At 45.9% G+C, this 15,626-nt stretch carries 18 protein-coding genes; 17 read left to right on the top strand and 1 reads right to left on the bottom strand.

The window, feature by feature from the left end:
• Positions 1–40: 40 nt before the first annotated feature.
• Complete coding sequence (gene dnaA, locus QWZ05_RS12855) at positions 41–1,447, bottom strand: chromosomal replication initiator protein DnaA (RefSeq protein WP_290298729.1); 1,407 nt, start codon at positions 1,445–1,447, stop codon at positions 41–43.
• A 364-nt stretch (positions 1,448–1,811) separates the two neighbouring features.
• Between dnaA and QWZ05_RS12850 the strand changes: the two genes are divergently transcribed.
• From QWZ05_RS12850 to atpF, 17 genes are all read left to right on the top strand, one after another.
• The gene (locus tag QWZ05_RS12850) at positions 1,812–2,558 is read left to right on the top strand and encodes an amino acid ABC transporter substrate-binding protein (protein ID WP_264874642.1); all 747 of its coding nucleotides are present in this window, start codon (positions 1,812–1,814) and stop codon (positions 2,556–2,558) included.
• 95 nt (positions 2,559–2,653) lie between these two features.
• On the top strand, positions 2,654–3,325 hold the full coding sequence (locus QWZ05_RS12845) for an amino acid ABC transporter permease (protein WP_264874643.1): 672 nt from the start codon (positions 2,654–2,656) through the stop codon (positions 3,323–3,325).
• The gene (locus QWZ05_RS12840) at positions 3,322–4,056 is read left to right on the top strand and encodes an amino acid ABC transporter ATP-binding protein (protein ID WP_290298726.1); all 735 of its coding nucleotides are present in this window, start codon (positions 3,322–3,324) and stop codon (positions 4,054–4,056) included. The genes QWZ05_RS12845 and QWZ05_RS12840 overlap by 4 nt, the downstream gene beginning before the upstream one ends.
• Before the next feature lie 285 nt (positions 4,057–4,341).
• Positions 4,342–4,476 (top strand): 50S ribosomal protein L34, encoded by a 135-nt coding sequence (rpmH, locus tag QWZ05_RS12835; protein ID WP_009600312.1) that lies wholly within the window; start codon positions 4,342–4,344, stop codon positions 4,474–4,476.
• Positions 4,477–4,521: 45 nt separating this feature from the next.
• Positions 4,522–4,845 (top strand): ribonuclease P protein component, encoded by a 324-nt coding sequence (gene rnpA / locus QWZ05_RS12830; protein WP_239502567.1) that lies wholly within the window; start codon positions 4,522–4,524, stop codon positions 4,843–4,845.
• Complete coding sequence (yidD, locus tag QWZ05_RS12825; protein WP_264874645.1) at positions 4,812–5,066, top strand: membrane protein insertion efficiency factor YidD; 255 nt, start codon at positions 4,812–4,814, stop codon at positions 5,064–5,066. Before rnpA ends, yidD begins: the two co-directional genes overlap by 34 nt.
• A 6-nt stretch (positions 5,067–5,072) precedes the next feature.
• Entirely contained in the window at positions 5,073–6,686 is a 1,614-nt protein-coding gene (yidC, locus tag QWZ05_RS12820; protein ID WP_264874646.1) for a membrane protein insertase YidC, read from the top strand.
• 122 nt (positions 6,687–6,808) lie between these two features.
• Positions 6,809–8,170, top strand: coding sequence for a tRNA uridine-5-carboxymethylaminomethyl(34) synthesis GTPase MnmE (gene mnmE, locus QWZ05_RS12815; protein WP_290298721.1), 1,362 nt, complete (start codon positions 6,809–6,811; stop codon positions 8,168–8,170).
• Positions 8,171–8,278: 108 nt separating this feature from the next.
• Positions 8,279–8,716, top strand: a complete 438-nt coding sequence (gene mioC, locus QWZ05_RS12810; protein WP_264874648.1) for an FMN-binding protein MioC — start codon at positions 8,279–8,281, stop codon at positions 8,714–8,716.
• A gap of 476 nt (positions 8,717–9,192) precedes the next feature.
• A complete protein-coding gene (mnmG, locus tag QWZ05_RS12805; RefSeq protein WP_290298719.1) occupies positions 9,193–11,091 on the top strand; it encodes a tRNA uridine-5-carboxymethylaminomethyl(34) synthesis enzyme MnmG in 1,899 nt (632 codons plus the stop codon).
• Entirely contained in the window at positions 11,088–11,720 is a 633-nt protein-coding gene (gene rsmG / locus QWZ05_RS12800; RefSeq protein ID WP_290298717.1) for a 16S rRNA (guanine(527)-N(7))-methyltransferase RsmG, read from the top strand. Before mnmG ends, rsmG begins: the two co-directional genes overlap by 4 nt.
• Before the next feature lie 14 nt (positions 11,721–11,734).
• A complete protein-coding gene (locus QWZ05_RS12795) occupies positions 11,735–12,508 on the top strand; it encodes a ParA family protein (protein ID WP_264874651.1) in 774 nt (257 codons plus the stop codon).
• Positions 12,509–12,531: 23 nt separating this feature from the next.
• On the top strand, positions 12,532–13,446 hold the full coding sequence (locus QWZ05_RS12790; RefSeq protein ID WP_290298715.1) for a ParB/RepB/Spo0J family partition protein: 915 nt from the start codon (positions 12,532–12,534) through the stop codon (positions 13,444–13,446).
• Between the two features lie 149 nt (positions 13,447–13,595).
• Positions 13,596–14,000 (top strand): ATP synthase subunit I, encoded by a 405-nt coding sequence (locus tag QWZ05_RS12785; protein ID WP_264874653.1) that lies wholly within the window; start codon positions 13,596–13,598, stop codon positions 13,998–14,000.
• Positions 13,993–14,817 (top strand): F0F1 ATP synthase subunit A, encoded by an 825-nt coding sequence (gene atpB, locus QWZ05_RS12780; RefSeq protein ID WP_264874654.1) that lies wholly within the window; start codon positions 13,993–13,995, stop codon positions 14,815–14,817. The genes QWZ05_RS12785 and atpB overlap by 8 nt, the downstream gene beginning before the upstream one ends.
• Before the next feature lie 44 nt (positions 14,818–14,861).
• Positions 14,862–15,080, top strand: coding sequence for a F0F1 ATP synthase subunit C (atpE, locus tag QWZ05_RS12775; RefSeq protein ID WP_164646964.1), 219 nt, complete (start codon positions 14,862–14,864; stop codon positions 15,078–15,080).
• Between the two features lie 75 nt (positions 15,081–15,155).
• Complete coding sequence (atpF, locus tag QWZ05_RS12770) at positions 15,156–15,626, top strand: F0F1 ATP synthase subunit B (protein WP_264874655.1); 471 nt, start codon at positions 15,156–15,158, stop codon at positions 15,624–15,626.

The following is a 15,626-nucleotide window of genomic DNA, read 5'->3' as shown; positions in this document are numbered from 1 at the left end:
TTATTTGAACAAGGTTTTGTCTAGCTTAACCCGAACCGCTTTATGACGATAGTGTACGGATTAGGTTAGAGTAGTCTTCTTTAATGTCGTGGCTCTCTTCGCGCAATTGTTCTATCTTGCGACACGCGTGTAGCACCGTCGTATGGTCACGACCACCAAATGCATCACCAATTTCCGGTAAGCTATGGTTTGTCAGCTCTTTAGCGAGTGCCATCGCCAATTGACGTGGACGCGCGACTGAGCGAGAGCGTCGTTTAGACAGCAGATCCGCAACCTTAATCTTGTAGTACTCGGCCACTGTCTTTTGAATATTATCAATAGTCACGAGCTTCTCTTGCAGAGCTAACAAGTCACGCAATGCCTCACGAACGAAATCAATCGTAATTGGTCGCCCAGTAAAGTTAGCGTTGGCGATAACACGGTTCAATGCACCTTCAAGCTCACGAACATTGGAGCGAAGTCGTTTGGCAATAAAGAACGCCACTTCATCGGCAAGGTGGATCTGGTGGTCTTCTGCCTTTTTCATCAAGATCGCTACGCGAGTCTCAAGCTCTGGTGGTTCGATCGCGACGGTTAGGCCCCAACCAAAGCGAGACTTAAGACGATCCTCTACCCCACTGATCTCTTTTGGATAGCGATCAGATGTCAAGATGATCTGCTGATTGCCTTCAAGTAACGCATTGAAGGTATGAAAGAACTCTTCTTGCGAGCGCTCTTTGTTTGCAAAGAATTGGATGTCATCGATAAGCAGCGCATCAACACTACGGTAGTAGCGTTTGAACTCTTCAATCGCGTTGTTTTGCAGTGCTTTAACCATGTCTTGAACGAAACGCTCAGAGTGCATGTACACCACTTTCGCGTTTGGCTTGTTATCAACAATCGCGTTACCTACCGCATGCAATAGGTGAGTCTTACCAAGGCCCGTTCCACCATATAAGAATAGAGGGTTATAGGCAGCACCTGGGTTATCTGATACCTGACGCGCCGCAGCTAAACCAAGTTGGTTTGACTTACCCTCAACAAAGTTCTTAAAACGATGCTTCGGGTTTACATTTGAGCGGTGATTAATATCGGCGATCGCCTGTACATCATCATCCCAAGTTTTGTGTACAGGTTTACGTGCCTGCAACTGCGCAGGTGCTGAAGACTCAGCAGCAACGTCTGCAGGTGTGCGCGTTGGCGCCGGTTTTGGTGCTTGAACTCGGCGACTGCCGACCTCAAAGCGAAGATTCGGTACGTCATTGCCACAAAACTGTTGCAGCAGACGATTGATATTATTGAGGTACTTGTCGCGAACCCAGTCAAGAACGAAACGGTTTGGCGCAAAAAGCGTCAACGTGTTGTCGTTTAATTCAGCCTGTAGAGGGCGAACCCACATGCTAAATTCTGTAGCAGGTAACTCCTCTTGGAGCTGCTGCATAACTTGCAACCAAAGCGAAGATGACACGGTGACCCCACTCAATAGATAGATAAACTTGGAAAGACCCGCAATTTTACCTGTTGATAACTAAGATCGCCAGCAAATGATCGGCCGATCAGTGAATAAGATCGAAGTTATTCACAGATATTTTGCCGAAAAAGCTGAGATCATCACATCGATCACCCAGATTACTCACAATATGATCCACATTCGGCCACTTTTCCCCAGATCCGCACTTTGGTGATAACTCTGTGAATTACGTGGATCAAAGGTGTGTTTTGCGACTCATCTCAACTTATTACAATGCAACATAGGTTATGCCACAAAGTTATTTATTCAAACGTAATAAGAAAACGTAGTATCTCCCTCTACATAATTAAGGAGTTGTATTATGAAAAACTGGATGAAGGCAGCCATTGCTGCTATTGCACTATCAGCAGCAACGGTACAGGCCGCTACGGACGTTAAAGTCGGCATGTCAGGACGCTATTTCCCATTTACGTTTGTTAAGCAAGACCAACTGCAAGGTTTTGAAGTTGATCTATGGGATGAAATCGGTCGTCGCAACGATTACAACGTTGAGTATGTGACTGCGAACTTCTCTGGTTTATTCGGGCTTCTTGAAACCGGTCGTATTGATACGATCTCAAACCAAATCACCATGACTGACGCACGCAAAGCCAAATACCTTTTTGCAGACCCTTATGTTGTGGATGGCGCGCAAATTACAGTACGTAAAGGCAATGACAGCATCAAAGGCATTGAAGACCTTGCAGGTAAAACCGTGGCGGTCAACCTAGGCTCGAACTTTGAGCAATTGCTGCGTGAACGTGACACCGACAACAAGATCAACATCAAAACCTACGATACAGGTATCGAGCATGATGTGGCGCTTGGCCGTGCCGACGCGTTTGTCATGGATCGCCTATCGGCTCTTGAACTGATCAAAAAAACCGGTCTTCCGCTACAGTTAGCAGGTCAACCGTTTGAAACGATTGAAAATGGCTGGCCATTTGTTGACAATGAGCGTGGTGCAGAACTGCGTGATGAAGTGAATCAAGCGCTTTCTGCTATGCGTGAAGATGGTACGCTAGCTAAAATTTCTGAAAAATGGTTTGGTGGCGATATCACTCAGTAAGCGCATCCATAGTGAGTAATCACTAATCTATAATTTGAATGTTTGTCCAGGTGGGATTCTAGGATTCCACCTTTTTTATTTATTAAGGGAAAGTCATGGGTTTTGATTTTAACTACATGCTCGAACTGATGCCGATTCTTCTTAAGTACTTAGGTACAACGATGGAGATGGCGGTATGGGGGTTGGTCTTTTCACTGATTTTGGCCGTGGTTATCGCCAATATTCGAGTTTTTAAAATTCCTGTACTCAACCAACTCAGTCAGCTTTACATCAGCTTCTTTCGTGGTACACCTCTGCTGGTCCAACTGTTCCTCCTTTATTACGGTCTACCACAGATCTTCCCTTTCTTAGTTGGGCTTGATGCATTCAGTGCATCAGTGATTGGTTTAACGTTGCACTTTGCTGCTTATAAAGCAGAAAGTATCCGTGCTGCCATTATTGGTATTGATCGCAGTCAGATGGAAGCCAGCCTATCGGTGGGAATGACAACCCCACAAGCAATGCGCCGAATCATTTTGCCGCAGGCAACACGTGTCGCGTTACCTTCATTGATGAACTACTTCATCGATATGATCAAATCCACCTCTCTCGCCTTTACTCTCGGAGTCGCAGAGATCATGGCGCGCGCACAAATGGAAGCCGCTTCCAGCTTTCGCTTCTTTGAAGCTTTCCTCGCGGTAGCACTTATTTACTGGGTCGTCGTGATTGTGCTGACCCGCGTACAGATTTGGGCAGAAGAGAAACTCAATAAGGCGTATGTAAGATGATTAAGCTAAATAACATTCATAAGTCATTCGGTGATACCGAAGTACTCAAAGGTGTGAGCTTTGATATCAAACAAGGCGAAATCATCGTGATTATTGGCTCTAGTGGTACCGGAAAGTCCACCCTATTACGTTGTGTGAACTTTCTAGAGCAAGCTGACCAAGGATCAATCGCGATTGATGATATTGAAGTCGATGCGCAGCAACATACCAAGTCTGAAGTGCTCGCATTGCGCCGCAAAACTGGCTTTGTATTCCAAAACTATGCGCTGTTTGCCCATATGACGGCACGTCAGAACATTGCTGAGGGGTTAATCACTGTCCGTGGCTGGAAAAAAGACCAAGCCCACGAAAGAGCGCAGCAAATTCTCGATGATATTGGTCTGGGAGACAAAGGGGATAGCTACCCTGCAGCCCTGTCTGGTGGACAGCAGCAACGGGTGGGTATTGGCCGCGCAATGGCTCTACAACCTGAACTACTGTTGTTTGATGAGCCAACATCCGCACTCGACCCTGAATGGGTGGGCGAAGTTCTTAACCTAATGAAAAAGTTGGCAACTCAGCACCAAACTATGCTGGTAGTAACCCACGAAATGCAGTTTGCCAAAGAAGTTGCTGACCGAGTGATCTTCATGGCAGAGGGCCATATTGTCGAGCAAGGTTCTCCACAGGATATTTTTGATAATCCACAAGATCCTCGCTTGCGCAAGTTTTTAAACCAAGTTGGAGCTTAACGCTAAAGATCATCTTCGATCGAAAGATCCTTGAGATTTTATTTTGTCTCCGTATAATCGCCCGACCGGAATTGTCACACTATGAAAATTGACGCCTAAGTTGATATTTCATGCACTGACACAGAATCTGTGATTGACAGTAAATGTGACAGTGATTACAATTCCGCCTCTTTGTTGAGAGGCGTCGGTACTTAACGCTACCTTTCCTCTTATATATAGAAGAAAGCAATAGCCGCCCACGCCGGGTTAACATTGACCTAAAACTGATCAGTAAAGGTATATATCATGAAACGCACTTTTCAACCTTCAGTTCTAAAGCGCAAGCGTTCTCACGGTTTCCGTGCACGCATGGCGACTAAGAACGGTCGTAAAGTAATTAATGCACGTCGTGCAAAAGGCCGTGCGCGCCTTTCAAAATAATTCGCGATTATTTTGAATAAGTACGCATTCCATCGGGAGTTACGCTTGTTAACTCCCGAGCATTACCAAAATGTCTTCAAGCAAGCTCACCGAGCTGGCTCACCTCATTTCACTATCATTGCTCGAGAAAACTCTCTTTCTCATCCAAGACTTGGCCTCGCCGTTCCTAAAAAGCAAATCAAGACTGCGCCTGCTCGCAACCGCTTTAAACGTATTGCGCGAGAAAGCTTCCGTTTACGTCAGCACAAACTTCCTAACAAAGATTTTGTTGTCATTGCCAAAAAAAGCGCCCAAGATCTAAGCAATGAAGAAATGTTCAAGCTATTTGATAAGTTATGGCGCCGTCTTTCTCGCCCCTCGCGTGGCTAGCAATCGCCCTAGTCTATCTATATAGATGGATTATTAGTCCTATGATTGGGCCGCGTTGTCGCTTCACTCCTACTTGCTCAATGTATGCCATTGAAGCATTGAAAGCTCACGGTTTTTTAAAAGGTTGTTGGTTATCTGGCCAACGTCTATTAAAATGCCACCCAATGAATGATGGCGGGTATGACCCCGTCCCTCCGCCCAAAAACAAAGACAGAGATTAAACAACGATGGATTCTCAACGTAATATTCTGTTAATCGCTTTGGCTTTGGTCTCTTTCCTACTCTTCCAACAATGGAATGTAGAGAAGAATCCAGCGCCTCAGACGCAGCAGACACAATCAAACAGCACATTGCCTGCCCCGGGTTTTGCTGACGATCTCGATCCTATGCCTTCGCAGCAAGCTTCAGCGAAAACGATTACTGTGACGAGTGACGTATTGACTCTGTCAATCGATACAGTAGGCGGTGATATCGTTGCAGCTGATCTAAACCAATACGCTGCAGAGCTAGATTCAGAAGAGCGTTTCGTTCTACTACAGAATGAGCAAGGTCATCAGTTCATCGCACAAAGTGGTCTAGTTGGCCCACAAGGCGTTGACCGTAGCAGCACTGACCGCCCTACTTACTCTGTTTCTGCAGATAGCTTTACACTTGCAGACGGTCAAGACGAGCTTGTGATTCCAATGTCGTACACAGCTGACGGCATCGAATACGTTAAGACTTTCACTGTTAAGCGCGGCAGCTACGCAATTGATGTGGCTTACGACATCGTGAACAACTCTGGTAGCACAGCTAACGTGGGTATGTACGCACACCTACGTCAGAACGTAACAGACTCTGGTGGCAGCCTAACGATGCCAACTTACGCTGGTGGTGCATACTCAACTGAAGATACTCGCTACAAAAAATACAGCTTTGACGATATGCAAAGCCGTAACCTATCTCTGAACCTACCAAACGGTCAGGGTTGGGCTGCGATGATTCAACACTACTTTGCGACAGCGTGGATCCCACGCGATGAACCAGGTACAAGCCTCTACACTCGCGTGATTGGTAACCTTGGTGACATCGGTGTTCGCATGCCTAACAAAGCAATCGTAGATGGCGGCGAAGCTCAATTCAAAGCAACACTATGGGCAGGCCCTAAGCTACAAAGCGAAATGGCTGACACTGCACCAAACCTAGACCTTGTAGTTGACTATGGCTGGCTATGGTTCATTGCTAAACCTCTACACACTTTGCTTTCATTCATTCAAAGCTTCGTGGGTAACTGGGGTCTGGCTATCGTAGGTCTGACGTTCATTGTTCGTGGTGCAATGTACCCACTAACAAAAGCGCAATACACCTCAATGGCAAAAATGCGCATGCTTCAGCCTAAGCTACAAGCAATGCGTGAGCGTCTAGGCGATGATCGCCAACGCATGAGCCAAGAGATGATGGAACTGTATAAGAAAGAGAAAGTAAACCCACTGGGTGGCTGTCTGCCTCTTATCCTACAGATGCCTATCTTCATCGCTCTATACTGGGCGCTAATGGAGTCGGTTGAGCTACGTCACGAGCAATTCCTATGGCTACAAGATTTGGCCGCAATGGACCCGTACTTCATCCTGCCTCTTCTAATGGGTGCAAGTATGTTCATCATCCAGAAGATGAGCCCAACAACAGTGACAGACCCAATGCAGCAGAAGATCATGACCTTTATGCCGGTGATGTTTACCTTCTTCTTCCTATGGTTCCCATCAGGTCTAGTACTTTACTGGCTAGTATCGAACATCGTTACTTTGATCCAGCAAACACTTATCTACAAAGCGCTTGAGAAAAAAGGTCTACACTCTAAGTAACCTTTAAGCTTCAAGAAACTCGAAGAAAGGCGGCCAAAAGGTCGCCTTTTTGTTTGAGGCTGATTACAATTCTTCCCATTACTATTTATGCCCACTGGGCTCAAAGTGTTTAAGGTCATCTTATGACAACAGAGACTATCGTTGCTCAAGCTACCGCCACAGGCCGCGGTGGTGTTGGTATCATTCGTGTATCCGGCCCGAAAGCCAATGACGTAGCCCTTGCAGTAACAGGCAAGGCACTTAAGCCACGTTATGCCGAATACCTACCATTTAAGACAGCACAAGGCGTAGAGCTTGACCAAGGCATCGCACTCTACTTCCCTAACCCACACTCCTTCACCGGTGAGGACGTTCTTGAACTACAAGGTCACGGTGGCCCTGTGGTGATGGATATGCTTATTAAGCGCATCCTTGAAATTGAAGGCGTGCGACCAGCTCGACCTGGTGAGTTCTCTGAGCGTGCATTCCTCAACGATAAAATGGATTTGACCCAGGCTGAGGCGATTGCTGACTTAATTGATGCAAGCTCGGAAGAAGCGGCAAAGTCCGCTCTCCAGTCTCTACAAGGCCAATTCTCCAAGCGAATTAACACGCTGGTGGAATCACTTATTCATCTACGTATCTACGTTGAAGCCGCTATCGATTTTCCTGAAGAGGAGATCGACTTTCTCGCTGACGGCAAAGTCGCGGGAGACCTTCAGCAGATCATCAATAACCTTGACGCGGTTCGCAATGAAGCCAACCAAGGCGCAATCATGCGTGAAGGGATGAAAGTGGTTATAGCAGGTCGTCCAAATGCCGGAAAATCCAGCCTACTCAATGCCCTTTCAGGCAAAGAGTCTGCTATCGTGACCGATATTGCAGGGACCACACGTGATGTCCTGCGAGAGCACATCCATATTGATGGTATGCCTTTACATATTATCGATACAGCAGGCCTACGCGATGCGTCTGATGAGGTAGAAAAAATCGGTATCGAGCGCGCTTGGGAAGAGATAGAACAAGCCGATCGCGTGCTATTTATGGTGGATGGCACAACAACAGACGCGACCGATCCAAAAGAAATTTGGCCTGATTTTGCCGATCGTCTTCCTGATAATATGGGTATAACCGTGATCCGCAATAAAGTCGATCAAACCCAAGAAGAGCTCGGTATCTGCCATGTGAATGCCCCGACACTTATCCGCCTGTCAGCCAAGACAGGCCAAGGTGTTGACGCGCTGCGCACCCACCTTAAAGAGTGCATGGGCTTTGCTGGTAACAGCGAAGGGGGCTTTATGGCACGTCGCCGTCATCTAGATGCGTTAGAGAAAGCCGCTCAGCACCTTGATATTGGCCAGACCCAACTTGAAGGCTACATGGCAGGAGAGATCCTAGCTGAAGAGCTGCGTATTGCACAGCAACACCTCAATGAGATTACCGGTGAGTTTAGTTCTGATGACCTGCTCGGCCGGATTTTTTCATCATTCTGTATCGGCAAATAAGTTTAAAGGGAGGGTCATCTGGCCTTCCCTTTTGTTTTTATCACTATCTGTTCTCAATGCGTTTAGCGCTGAATACAGCGTGCTAAACGACGACAAAAGGAAGTAACAATGATCCACATTATCACAGGGAGTACGCTTGGCGGCGCTGAATACGTGGGTGACCACTTAAACGATCTCTTGCAAGCGCAAGGGCTAGAAACTCAGGTACACAACCAGCCTAACCTCGATGAAATCGAACACAGCGGTACCTGGTTACTGGTTACCTCTACACATGGTGCGGGGGAATACCCTGATAACATTCAACCTTTTATCCAAGCTCTGCAAGACACACCACCAAAGATGAGCAACGTAAAGTTTGCGGTTGTTGCTATTGGCGACTCCAGCTACGACACATTCTGCGCGGCAGGAAAACACGCCTATGATCTTCTGGAAGATATTGGCGGCACTCCTGTCACCGATTGCCTACTGATCGATATACTTGAGCAAGCCGTGCCAGAAGATGCCGCTGAAGAGTGGATCAATACACATATTGAGCGATTTAAGTAGCAAACAGCCATCCTGGTCCTGTAAAAGCAGCCTAAAATTGGCTGCTTTTTTATCGCCTGTGTATAAGTGATGAAGAATCAAGATGTTTAACTGATGGATTTGTGAACAGCTCACCTGTGGATAACTAGTCAACTTTCCTATGATCAAACTATAGTTATCCCGAGAATAAGTTTTAAATCTCGCTGCCCCTGTGAATAACCACGGTTTTTGATCCCAGCTAATCCTCGATCAGATCAAGGTAAGATCACAAGATATGATCGCCTTGAGATCCATGATCCTATTGATCATTTTTGATTTATCCACAGAGATCGTCTTCCTTAATAATAGATCTAATAAAAGATCTATATATAGATCATAGATAAATACAATCTTGATCCCTTCCTGACAAAAAATGGAAAAGCGATTTTCTCTCCACCAGAAAAGAGGTAAAATACCGCTCTTTTATTTTATTTGCTTTGAATACCTGAGGTCGGTTCATGCTTTATCAAGAGAAATTTGACGTCATCGTTGTCGGTGGTGGTCATGCAGGAACGGAAGCCGCACTTGCGTCAGCTCGCACAGGACAGAAAACGCTATTGTTAACTCACAATATCGATACATTGGGCCAAATGTCGTGTAATCCGGCAATTGGTGGTATTGGTAAGGGGCATCTTGTAAAAGAGGTGGATGCAATGGGTGGTCTAATGGCCCAAGCGATCGATCATGCAGGTATTCAATTTAGAACACTGAACGCTTCAAAAGGTCCAGCAGTACGAGCGACTCGTGCTCAAGCTGATCGTGCGCTTTACAAAGCGTATGTGCGTAATGTTCTAGAAAACACGCCTAACCTAACGCTATTCCAACAATCGGTTGATGATCTGATCGTAGATAATGATCAAGTGATCGGCGTTGTGACGCAGATGGGTCTTAAGTTTCATGCCAAAGCAGTCGTTTTGACAGTAGGAACTTTCTTGGGCGGCAAACTGCACATTGGTCTTGAAAACTTCTCTGGTGGTCGTGCTGGTGATCCACCGTCCATTGCTTTAGCGGATCGTCTACGTGAAATGCCTTTCCGTGTTGATCGCCTAAAAACGGGTACGCCACCGCGCATAGACGCACGCAGCGTCGACTTCTCTCAACTTGAAGTACAACATGGTGATAACCCAACGCCGGTGTTTTCATTCATGGGAAATCGAACTCAGCATCCGCGTCAAATTCCATGTTTTATTACTCATACCAATGAGAAAACGCATGATGTTATTCGCGCTAACCTAGATCGCAGCCCGATGTACGCTGGTGTGATTGAAGGTATTGGCCCGCGTTACTGTCCATCGATTGAAGACAAAGTCATGCGCTTTGCCGATAAGAACAGTCACCAGATCTTTATTGAGCCGGAAGGTTTGGATACGCACGAGCTGTATCCAAATGGTATCTCCACCAGCTTACCGTTTGATGTCCAAATTGAGATTGTTCGCTCGATGAAGGGATTTGAGAATGCGCATATTGTGCGCCCTGGTTATGCGATTGAGTATGACTTCTTTGATCCGCGTGACCTAAAACAGACTTATGAGACAAAATTTGTTCGTGGTTTGTTCTTTGCTGGGCAGATTAATGGTACAACCGGGTATGAAGAAGCGGCTGCACAAGGCCTCATGGCAGGTCTAAACGCGAGCCTCTTTAGTCAAGACAAAGAGGGTTGGAGCCCACGTCGTGACCAAGCGTACATGGGTGTATTGATTGATGATCTGTCAACGATGGGCACCAAAGAGCCGTACCGTATGTTCACGTCTCGAGCAGAATATCGTTTGTTGCTCCGTGAAGATAACGCGGATTTGCGCCTAACGGAACAAGCTCGTGAACTCGGTCTAATTGATGATGCTCGTTGGGCTCGTTTCAACGAGAAGATCGACAACATCAGCAAAGAGCGCCAACGCCTAAGTGAAACGTGGATCAATCCCAAATCCGAGGGGGTTGAAGCACTCAATGAGCTGCTAAAAACACCAATGGCACGTGAAGCGAGTGGCGAAGATCTTTTACGTCGTCCAGAAATTACTTATTCACAGCTGACTGAGCATGATCATTTTGCACCAGCACTCGATGATCAGCAGGCGGCAGAGCAAGTTGAGATCCAAGTGAAATACGAAGGGTATATCAAGCGCCAACAAGACGAGATTGAGAAGTCTTTGCGTCATGAAAATACTCAGATTCCGTCAGACATCGATTTTTCTGATGTGAAAGGTTTGTCGAATGAAGTCGTTCACAAGCTGAACGAAGCAAAACCAGAAACGATCGGCATTGCTTCGCGTATTTCTGGTATTACACCAGCAGCTATCTCTATCTTGCTGGTTTATTTAAAAAAGCACGGCATGTTGAAAAAAGGTGAGGAAATACAATGAGCGCATTACGAGCCAAGCTAGACCTACTCTTAGCTCAAACGGACCTCGAAGTTTCTGAACGCCAACGTGAGCAGCTTGTCGGGTATGTCATGCTGTTGGATAAGTGGAACAAGGCGTATAACCTCACCTCTGTTCGCGACCCAATGGACATGCTAGTGAAACATATTCTCGATAGTGTCGTGATCAGTAAATACCTTGATGGTGAGCGATACATCGATGTGGGTACCGGCCCTGGTTTACCGGGGATTCCTCTGGCAATCATGCAGCCAGACACCTCGTTTGTTCTACTCGATAGTTTGGGCAAACGAATTCGATTTATTAAACAGGTGATTCATGAGCTTAAAATCTCAAATGTCACCCCAGTGCAAAGTAGGGTCGAAGAGTATGACCCTGGAGAAGGATTCGATGGCGTATTGAGCCGAGCGTTTGCTTCCCTAAAAGATATGATTGAGTGGTGTCACCACCTTCCAAAGCCGGATAAAGGCGTATTCTTAGCTCTTAAAGGACAGTACTCAGAGGATGAGTCGGCAGAAATTCCAGCATGGTGTTCTGTGATCGATATCAAATCTTTGCAAGTTCCTGAATTGGAAGGTGAGCGACATCTTGTAATCTTATCACGCACTGCATAACAGCGAGATGGACCGTGGGTAAGATTGTAGCGATAGCAAATCAGAAGGGTGGCGTGGGGAAAACGACCACCTGTATCAATTTAGCCGCCTCAATGGCGGCGACAAAACGTAAAGTATTGGTGATTGATTTAGACCCTCAAGGGAATGCCACAATGGCAAGTGGGGTCGATAAGTACGATATTGAAACAACTGCTTACGATTTATTGGTCGAAGACGTGCCATTTGAAGAAGTGGTCTGTCGTACAACAAGTGGTCATTTTGACTTAATTGCCGCCAATGGAGACGTCACAGCGGCTGAAATTAAGCTTATGGAGGTGTTTGCGCGCGAAGTTCGCTTAAAAAATGCCCTTGCCCCAATTCGCGATAACTATGATTTCATATTTATCGATTGTCCTCCCTCTCTAAACCTTCTTACTATCAATGCGATGGCAGCGGCTGATTCAGTGCTTGTTCCTATGCAGTGTGAATACTTCGCACTTGAGGGCTTGACGGCATTGATGGATACTATCAGCAAGTTAGCAGCAGTAGTAAATGAAAACCTCAAGATAGAAGGTTTGCTGCGTACGATGTACGATCCTCGCAACCGCCTCTCTAACGAAGTTTCTGATCAACTTAAGAAACACTTCGGCAATAAGGTGTATCGCACGGTGATTCCGCGCAATGTTCGCCTAGCTGAAGCGCCAAGTCATGGTAAGCCCGCGATGTATTACGACAAATACTCTGCGGGAGCAAAAGCTTATTTGGCACTGGCCGGAGAGATGCTTCGACGCGACGAAGTCCCTGCTTAATCAAAATATAATAGGAACTATTGATGTCAAAACGTGGTCTAGGTAAAGGGTTGGATGCGCTACTCGCAACCAGCTCATACGCGCGCGAAAAACAACAAGTCGCGACGCAAAGCCAAGCGCTGTCCAATGATGGCACGCTGGCTGACTTATCAATCCACCAGCTTCAACCCGGTGTGTACCAGCCTCGTAAAGATATGTCTGATGAAGCGCTTGCAGAGCTTTCCGCATCGATTCAATCACAGGGCATCATTCAACCTATCGTAGTACGAAAAGTTGCGGAAGAGCGCTACGAAATCATTGCCGGTGAGCGTCGCTGGCGTGCTGCTAAACAGGCGGGCTTGAAACAAGTCCCTTGTTTGATCAAAAACGTGCAAGATCGTGCGGCAGTCGCTATGTCCCTGATCGAGAATATTCAGCGTGAAGATCTCAATGCGATTGAGGAGTCTCAAGCGCTAGAGCGATTGCAAGAAGAGTTTCAACTGACACACCAGCAAATTGCGGATGTGATTGGTAAATCTCGTGCTACGGTTAGCAACTTGTTACGCTTGAATCAACTAGAAGAGCAAGTGAAACTCCTTGTTGAGCAAAAGTCGCTTGAAATGGGGCATGCTCGCGCACTACTTGCGCTAGAGTCAGAGTCGCAATATCAAGTAGCAGAGCAAATTGTCAAAAAGAGCTTAACGGTTCGTCAAGCTGAAGCCTTAGTTAAGAAAACGCTCGCAGCCCAACAAAGTGGCGAAAAACTCGAAAATCTTCCAGTTGCTAACACAACTGTCAATGAAGAAACTTACTCTAAGCTAGAAAAGTTACAACAAGCCTTAGCGACCAAGGTTGACGTTAAGGTAGCAAAGAACGGTACAGGTAATGTCCTTATTAATTTCAAGGACGAAAATCAACTTGTTACAGTTTTGAAACAATTAGAAGCGATTGTTAAGTAATCATAGGTCACATTCTTAATCGAATGTTAATGCTGTCGATGGGCAAGCAATTGTCTTTTAGTTGATTGCAGATATAATTCTGCATGCTTTTTCATCTGTTTGCGTCTTATTCGCAGATAGGTGGATAGAAAGGGAAACAGGTACTCTAGATGTTAATTTCAAATAGAAGTGCACAAGGAAGGGCCGCATTACGCGTGGTTCATCTCCAGCTGATATTTGTCATGCTTATCGCGAGTATTGCGTACATGAAGTTTGGCCAAGATTCAGCTCGCTTTGTTCTTAAGGGTGGGTTGATCGCAGTCTTTGCCAACTACATTTACGCTCTGTTTGCGTTCCTTCCTCGACCGGATGCTGATGGCAGTGTGCTATTGGGATTCATACTCATAGGTTGGGCGCTAAAGCTGGTGTTTACCATGGTGATGTTTGTGTTGGTGTTCTCAGTATCTGAACTGCTCCAACCCGGGGCGTTTTTTACTGGGTACAAGCTGACCATCCTGATCTTCTGGTTATCACCAATATTATTTTTTCAAAAAAATGGGATTAACCATGGCTGATACTCCGCAGGAATATATCCAGCACCACCTCACCAACGCCAAGGTGTGTTTGGTCGACGGTGGCATCGCAACCAATAAAGGTTGTTATGACGCTGGGTTCTGGACGTTGCACTGGGACTCTCTGTTGGTCTCTGTGACGCTAGGCGCACTATTTTTGTGGTTGTTTTATCGGGTCGGAAAAAATGCAACCACGGGCGTTCCTGGAAAGTTTCAATGTTTCGTTGAAATCATGATCGAGCAGGTCGATGAGATCTGTAAGAACGCTTTCCATGGGCGTGATAAGTTAGTCGCACCGCTGGCGTTAACCTTGTTCACTTGGATCTTCTTAATGAACCTTATGGACTTGGTGCCGGTAGACTTTATCCCTCATCTGATGGGAGTGGCTGGTTTTGAATACTTCAAGCTTGTACCTACGGTAGACTTGAATATCACACTAGCGCTTGCACTAGGTGTCCTTGTACTGACGATTTTTTACTACATCAAGTACAAAGGGTTTAAGGGGTTTGTAAAGGAATTTACGCTTCATCCGATCAACAACAAAGCGTTGATACCTTTCAACTTAGTTCTGGAAACCGTTTCATTACTGGCTAAACCTGTATCCCTCTCATTACGTCTGTACGGTAACATGTACTCGGGTGAACTTATCTTCATCCTGATTGCCGTAACGTACAGCGCTGGTGTAGTGCTAGGTGGTCTAGGTGTTATAGCTCACATTATTTGGGCGATTTTCCATATTCTGGTTATTGTTCTGCAAGCCTTTATTTTTACAATGCTGACGATTGTGTATCTAAGCATGGCAAGCAATGACTCTCACTAATTATTAACTGTTTAATTCATTAAAAAACTATTTCGGAGATTATTATGGAAATTTATATGGTTGTAGCTCTACTACTAGGTATGTGTGCAATTGCTACTGGCTTCGGCTTCGCAATCCTAGGTGGTAAGTTCCTTGAGTCTGTTGCTCGTCAACCAGAGATGGCACCTGTACTACAAACAAACATGTTCATCCTTGCAGGTCTATTGGATGCGGTTCCAATGATCGGTGTTGGTATCTCAATGTACATGCTGTTCGCACTGTAAGATCCCTTTCTCTTTATTGAGTTACATCGTCTCGAGATGATGCTCGAGACATATCATAGATAAAGGAGGGTCATTGTGAATATCAATGCAACTCTGCTGGGACAAGCGATAGCGTTTATCCTCTTCGTATGGTTCTGTATGAAACATGTTTGGCCGCCAATCATCGCGGCTATCGAAGAGCGACAAAAGAAAATCTCTGAAGGACTAGAGTCAGCACAACGTGCCGATAAAGCTTTAGAGTTAGCGCAACATAACGCAGCAGATCAGTTAAAAGATGCTAAGAAGCAAGCACTAGAAATTATTGAGCAAGCAAACAAACGCAAAACTCAAATTCTAGATGAAGCACGTCAAGATGCACTGCAAGAGCGTGAGCAGATCCTTGAACAGGGTCGCTCAGAGCTTGAAGCAGAAACATTACGTACACGTAATGAGCTGAAGAAAGACGTTGCTGAGCTAGCGGTTTTAGGTGCTGAGAAAATTATCGAACGTTCGATCGACCCAGCTGCTCATCAAGATATTCTTGATGGGATTTCAGCGAAACTGTAA

This window comes from Vibrio agarivorans (genome assembly GCF_030409635.1).
In the GTDB taxonomy this organism is placed as follows: domain Bacteria; phylum Pseudomonadota; class Gammaproteobacteria; order Enterobacterales; family Vibrionaceae; genus Vibrio; species Vibrio agarivorans.
The sequence above is the reverse complement of the archived record's forward strand: the minus strand, read 5'-3'. Positions and strand labels throughout refer to the sequence as shown.

Bases quoted from the DNA above. Each gene is read 5' to 3' on its own strand.
- QWZ05_RS12850 (WP_264874642.1), top strand. From the start codon at position 1,812: ATGAAAAACTGGATGAAGGCAGCCATTGCTGCTATTGCACTATCAGCA.
- QWZ05_RS12845 (WP_264874643.1), top strand. From the start codon at position 2,654: ATGGGTTTTGATTTTAACTACATGCTCGAACTGATGCCGATTCTTCTT.
- QWZ05_RS12840 (WP_290298726.1), top strand. From the start codon at position 3,322: ATGATTAAGCTAAATAACATTCATAAGTCATTCGGTGATACCGAAGTA.
- rpmH (WP_009600312.1), top strand. From the start codon at position 4,342: ATGAAACGCACTTTTCAACCTTCAGTTCTAAAGCGCAAGCGTTCTCAC.
- yidD (WP_264874645.1), top strand. From the start codon at position 4,812: ATGGCGCCGTCTTTCTCGCCCCTCGCGTGGCTAGCAATCGCCCTAGTC.
- yidC (WP_264874646.1), top strand. From the start codon at position 5,073: ATGGATTCTCAACGTAATATTCTGTTAATCGCTTTGGCTTTGGTCTCT.
- mnmE (WP_290298721.1), top strand. From the start codon at position 6,809: ATGACAACAGAGACTATCGTTGCTCAAGCTACCGCCACAGGCCGCGGT.
- mioC (WP_264874648.1), top strand. From the start codon at position 8,279: ATGATCCACATTATCACAGGGAGTACGCTTGGCGGCGCTGAATACGTG.
- mnmG (WP_290298719.1), top strand. From the start codon at position 9,193: ATGCTTTATCAAGAGAAATTTGACGTCATCGTTGTCGGTGGTGGTCAT.
- rsmG (WP_290298717.1), top strand. From the start codon at position 11,088: ATGAGCGCATTACGAGCCAAGCTAGACCTACTCTTAGCTCAAACGGAC.
- QWZ05_RS12790 (WP_290298715.1), top strand. From the start codon at position 12,532: ATGTCAAAACGTGGTCTAGGTAAAGGGTTGGATGCGCTACTCGCAACC.
- QWZ05_RS12785 (WP_264874653.1), top strand. From the start codon at position 13,596: ATGTTAATTTCAAATAGAAGTGCACAAGGAAGGGCCGCATTACGCGTG.
- atpB (WP_264874654.1), top strand. From the start codon at position 13,993: ATGGCTGATACTCCGCAGGAATATATCCAGCACCACCTCACCAACGCC.
- atpE (WP_164646964.1), top strand. From the start codon at position 14,862: ATGGAAATTTATATGGTTGTAGCTCTACTACTAGGTATGTGTGCAATT.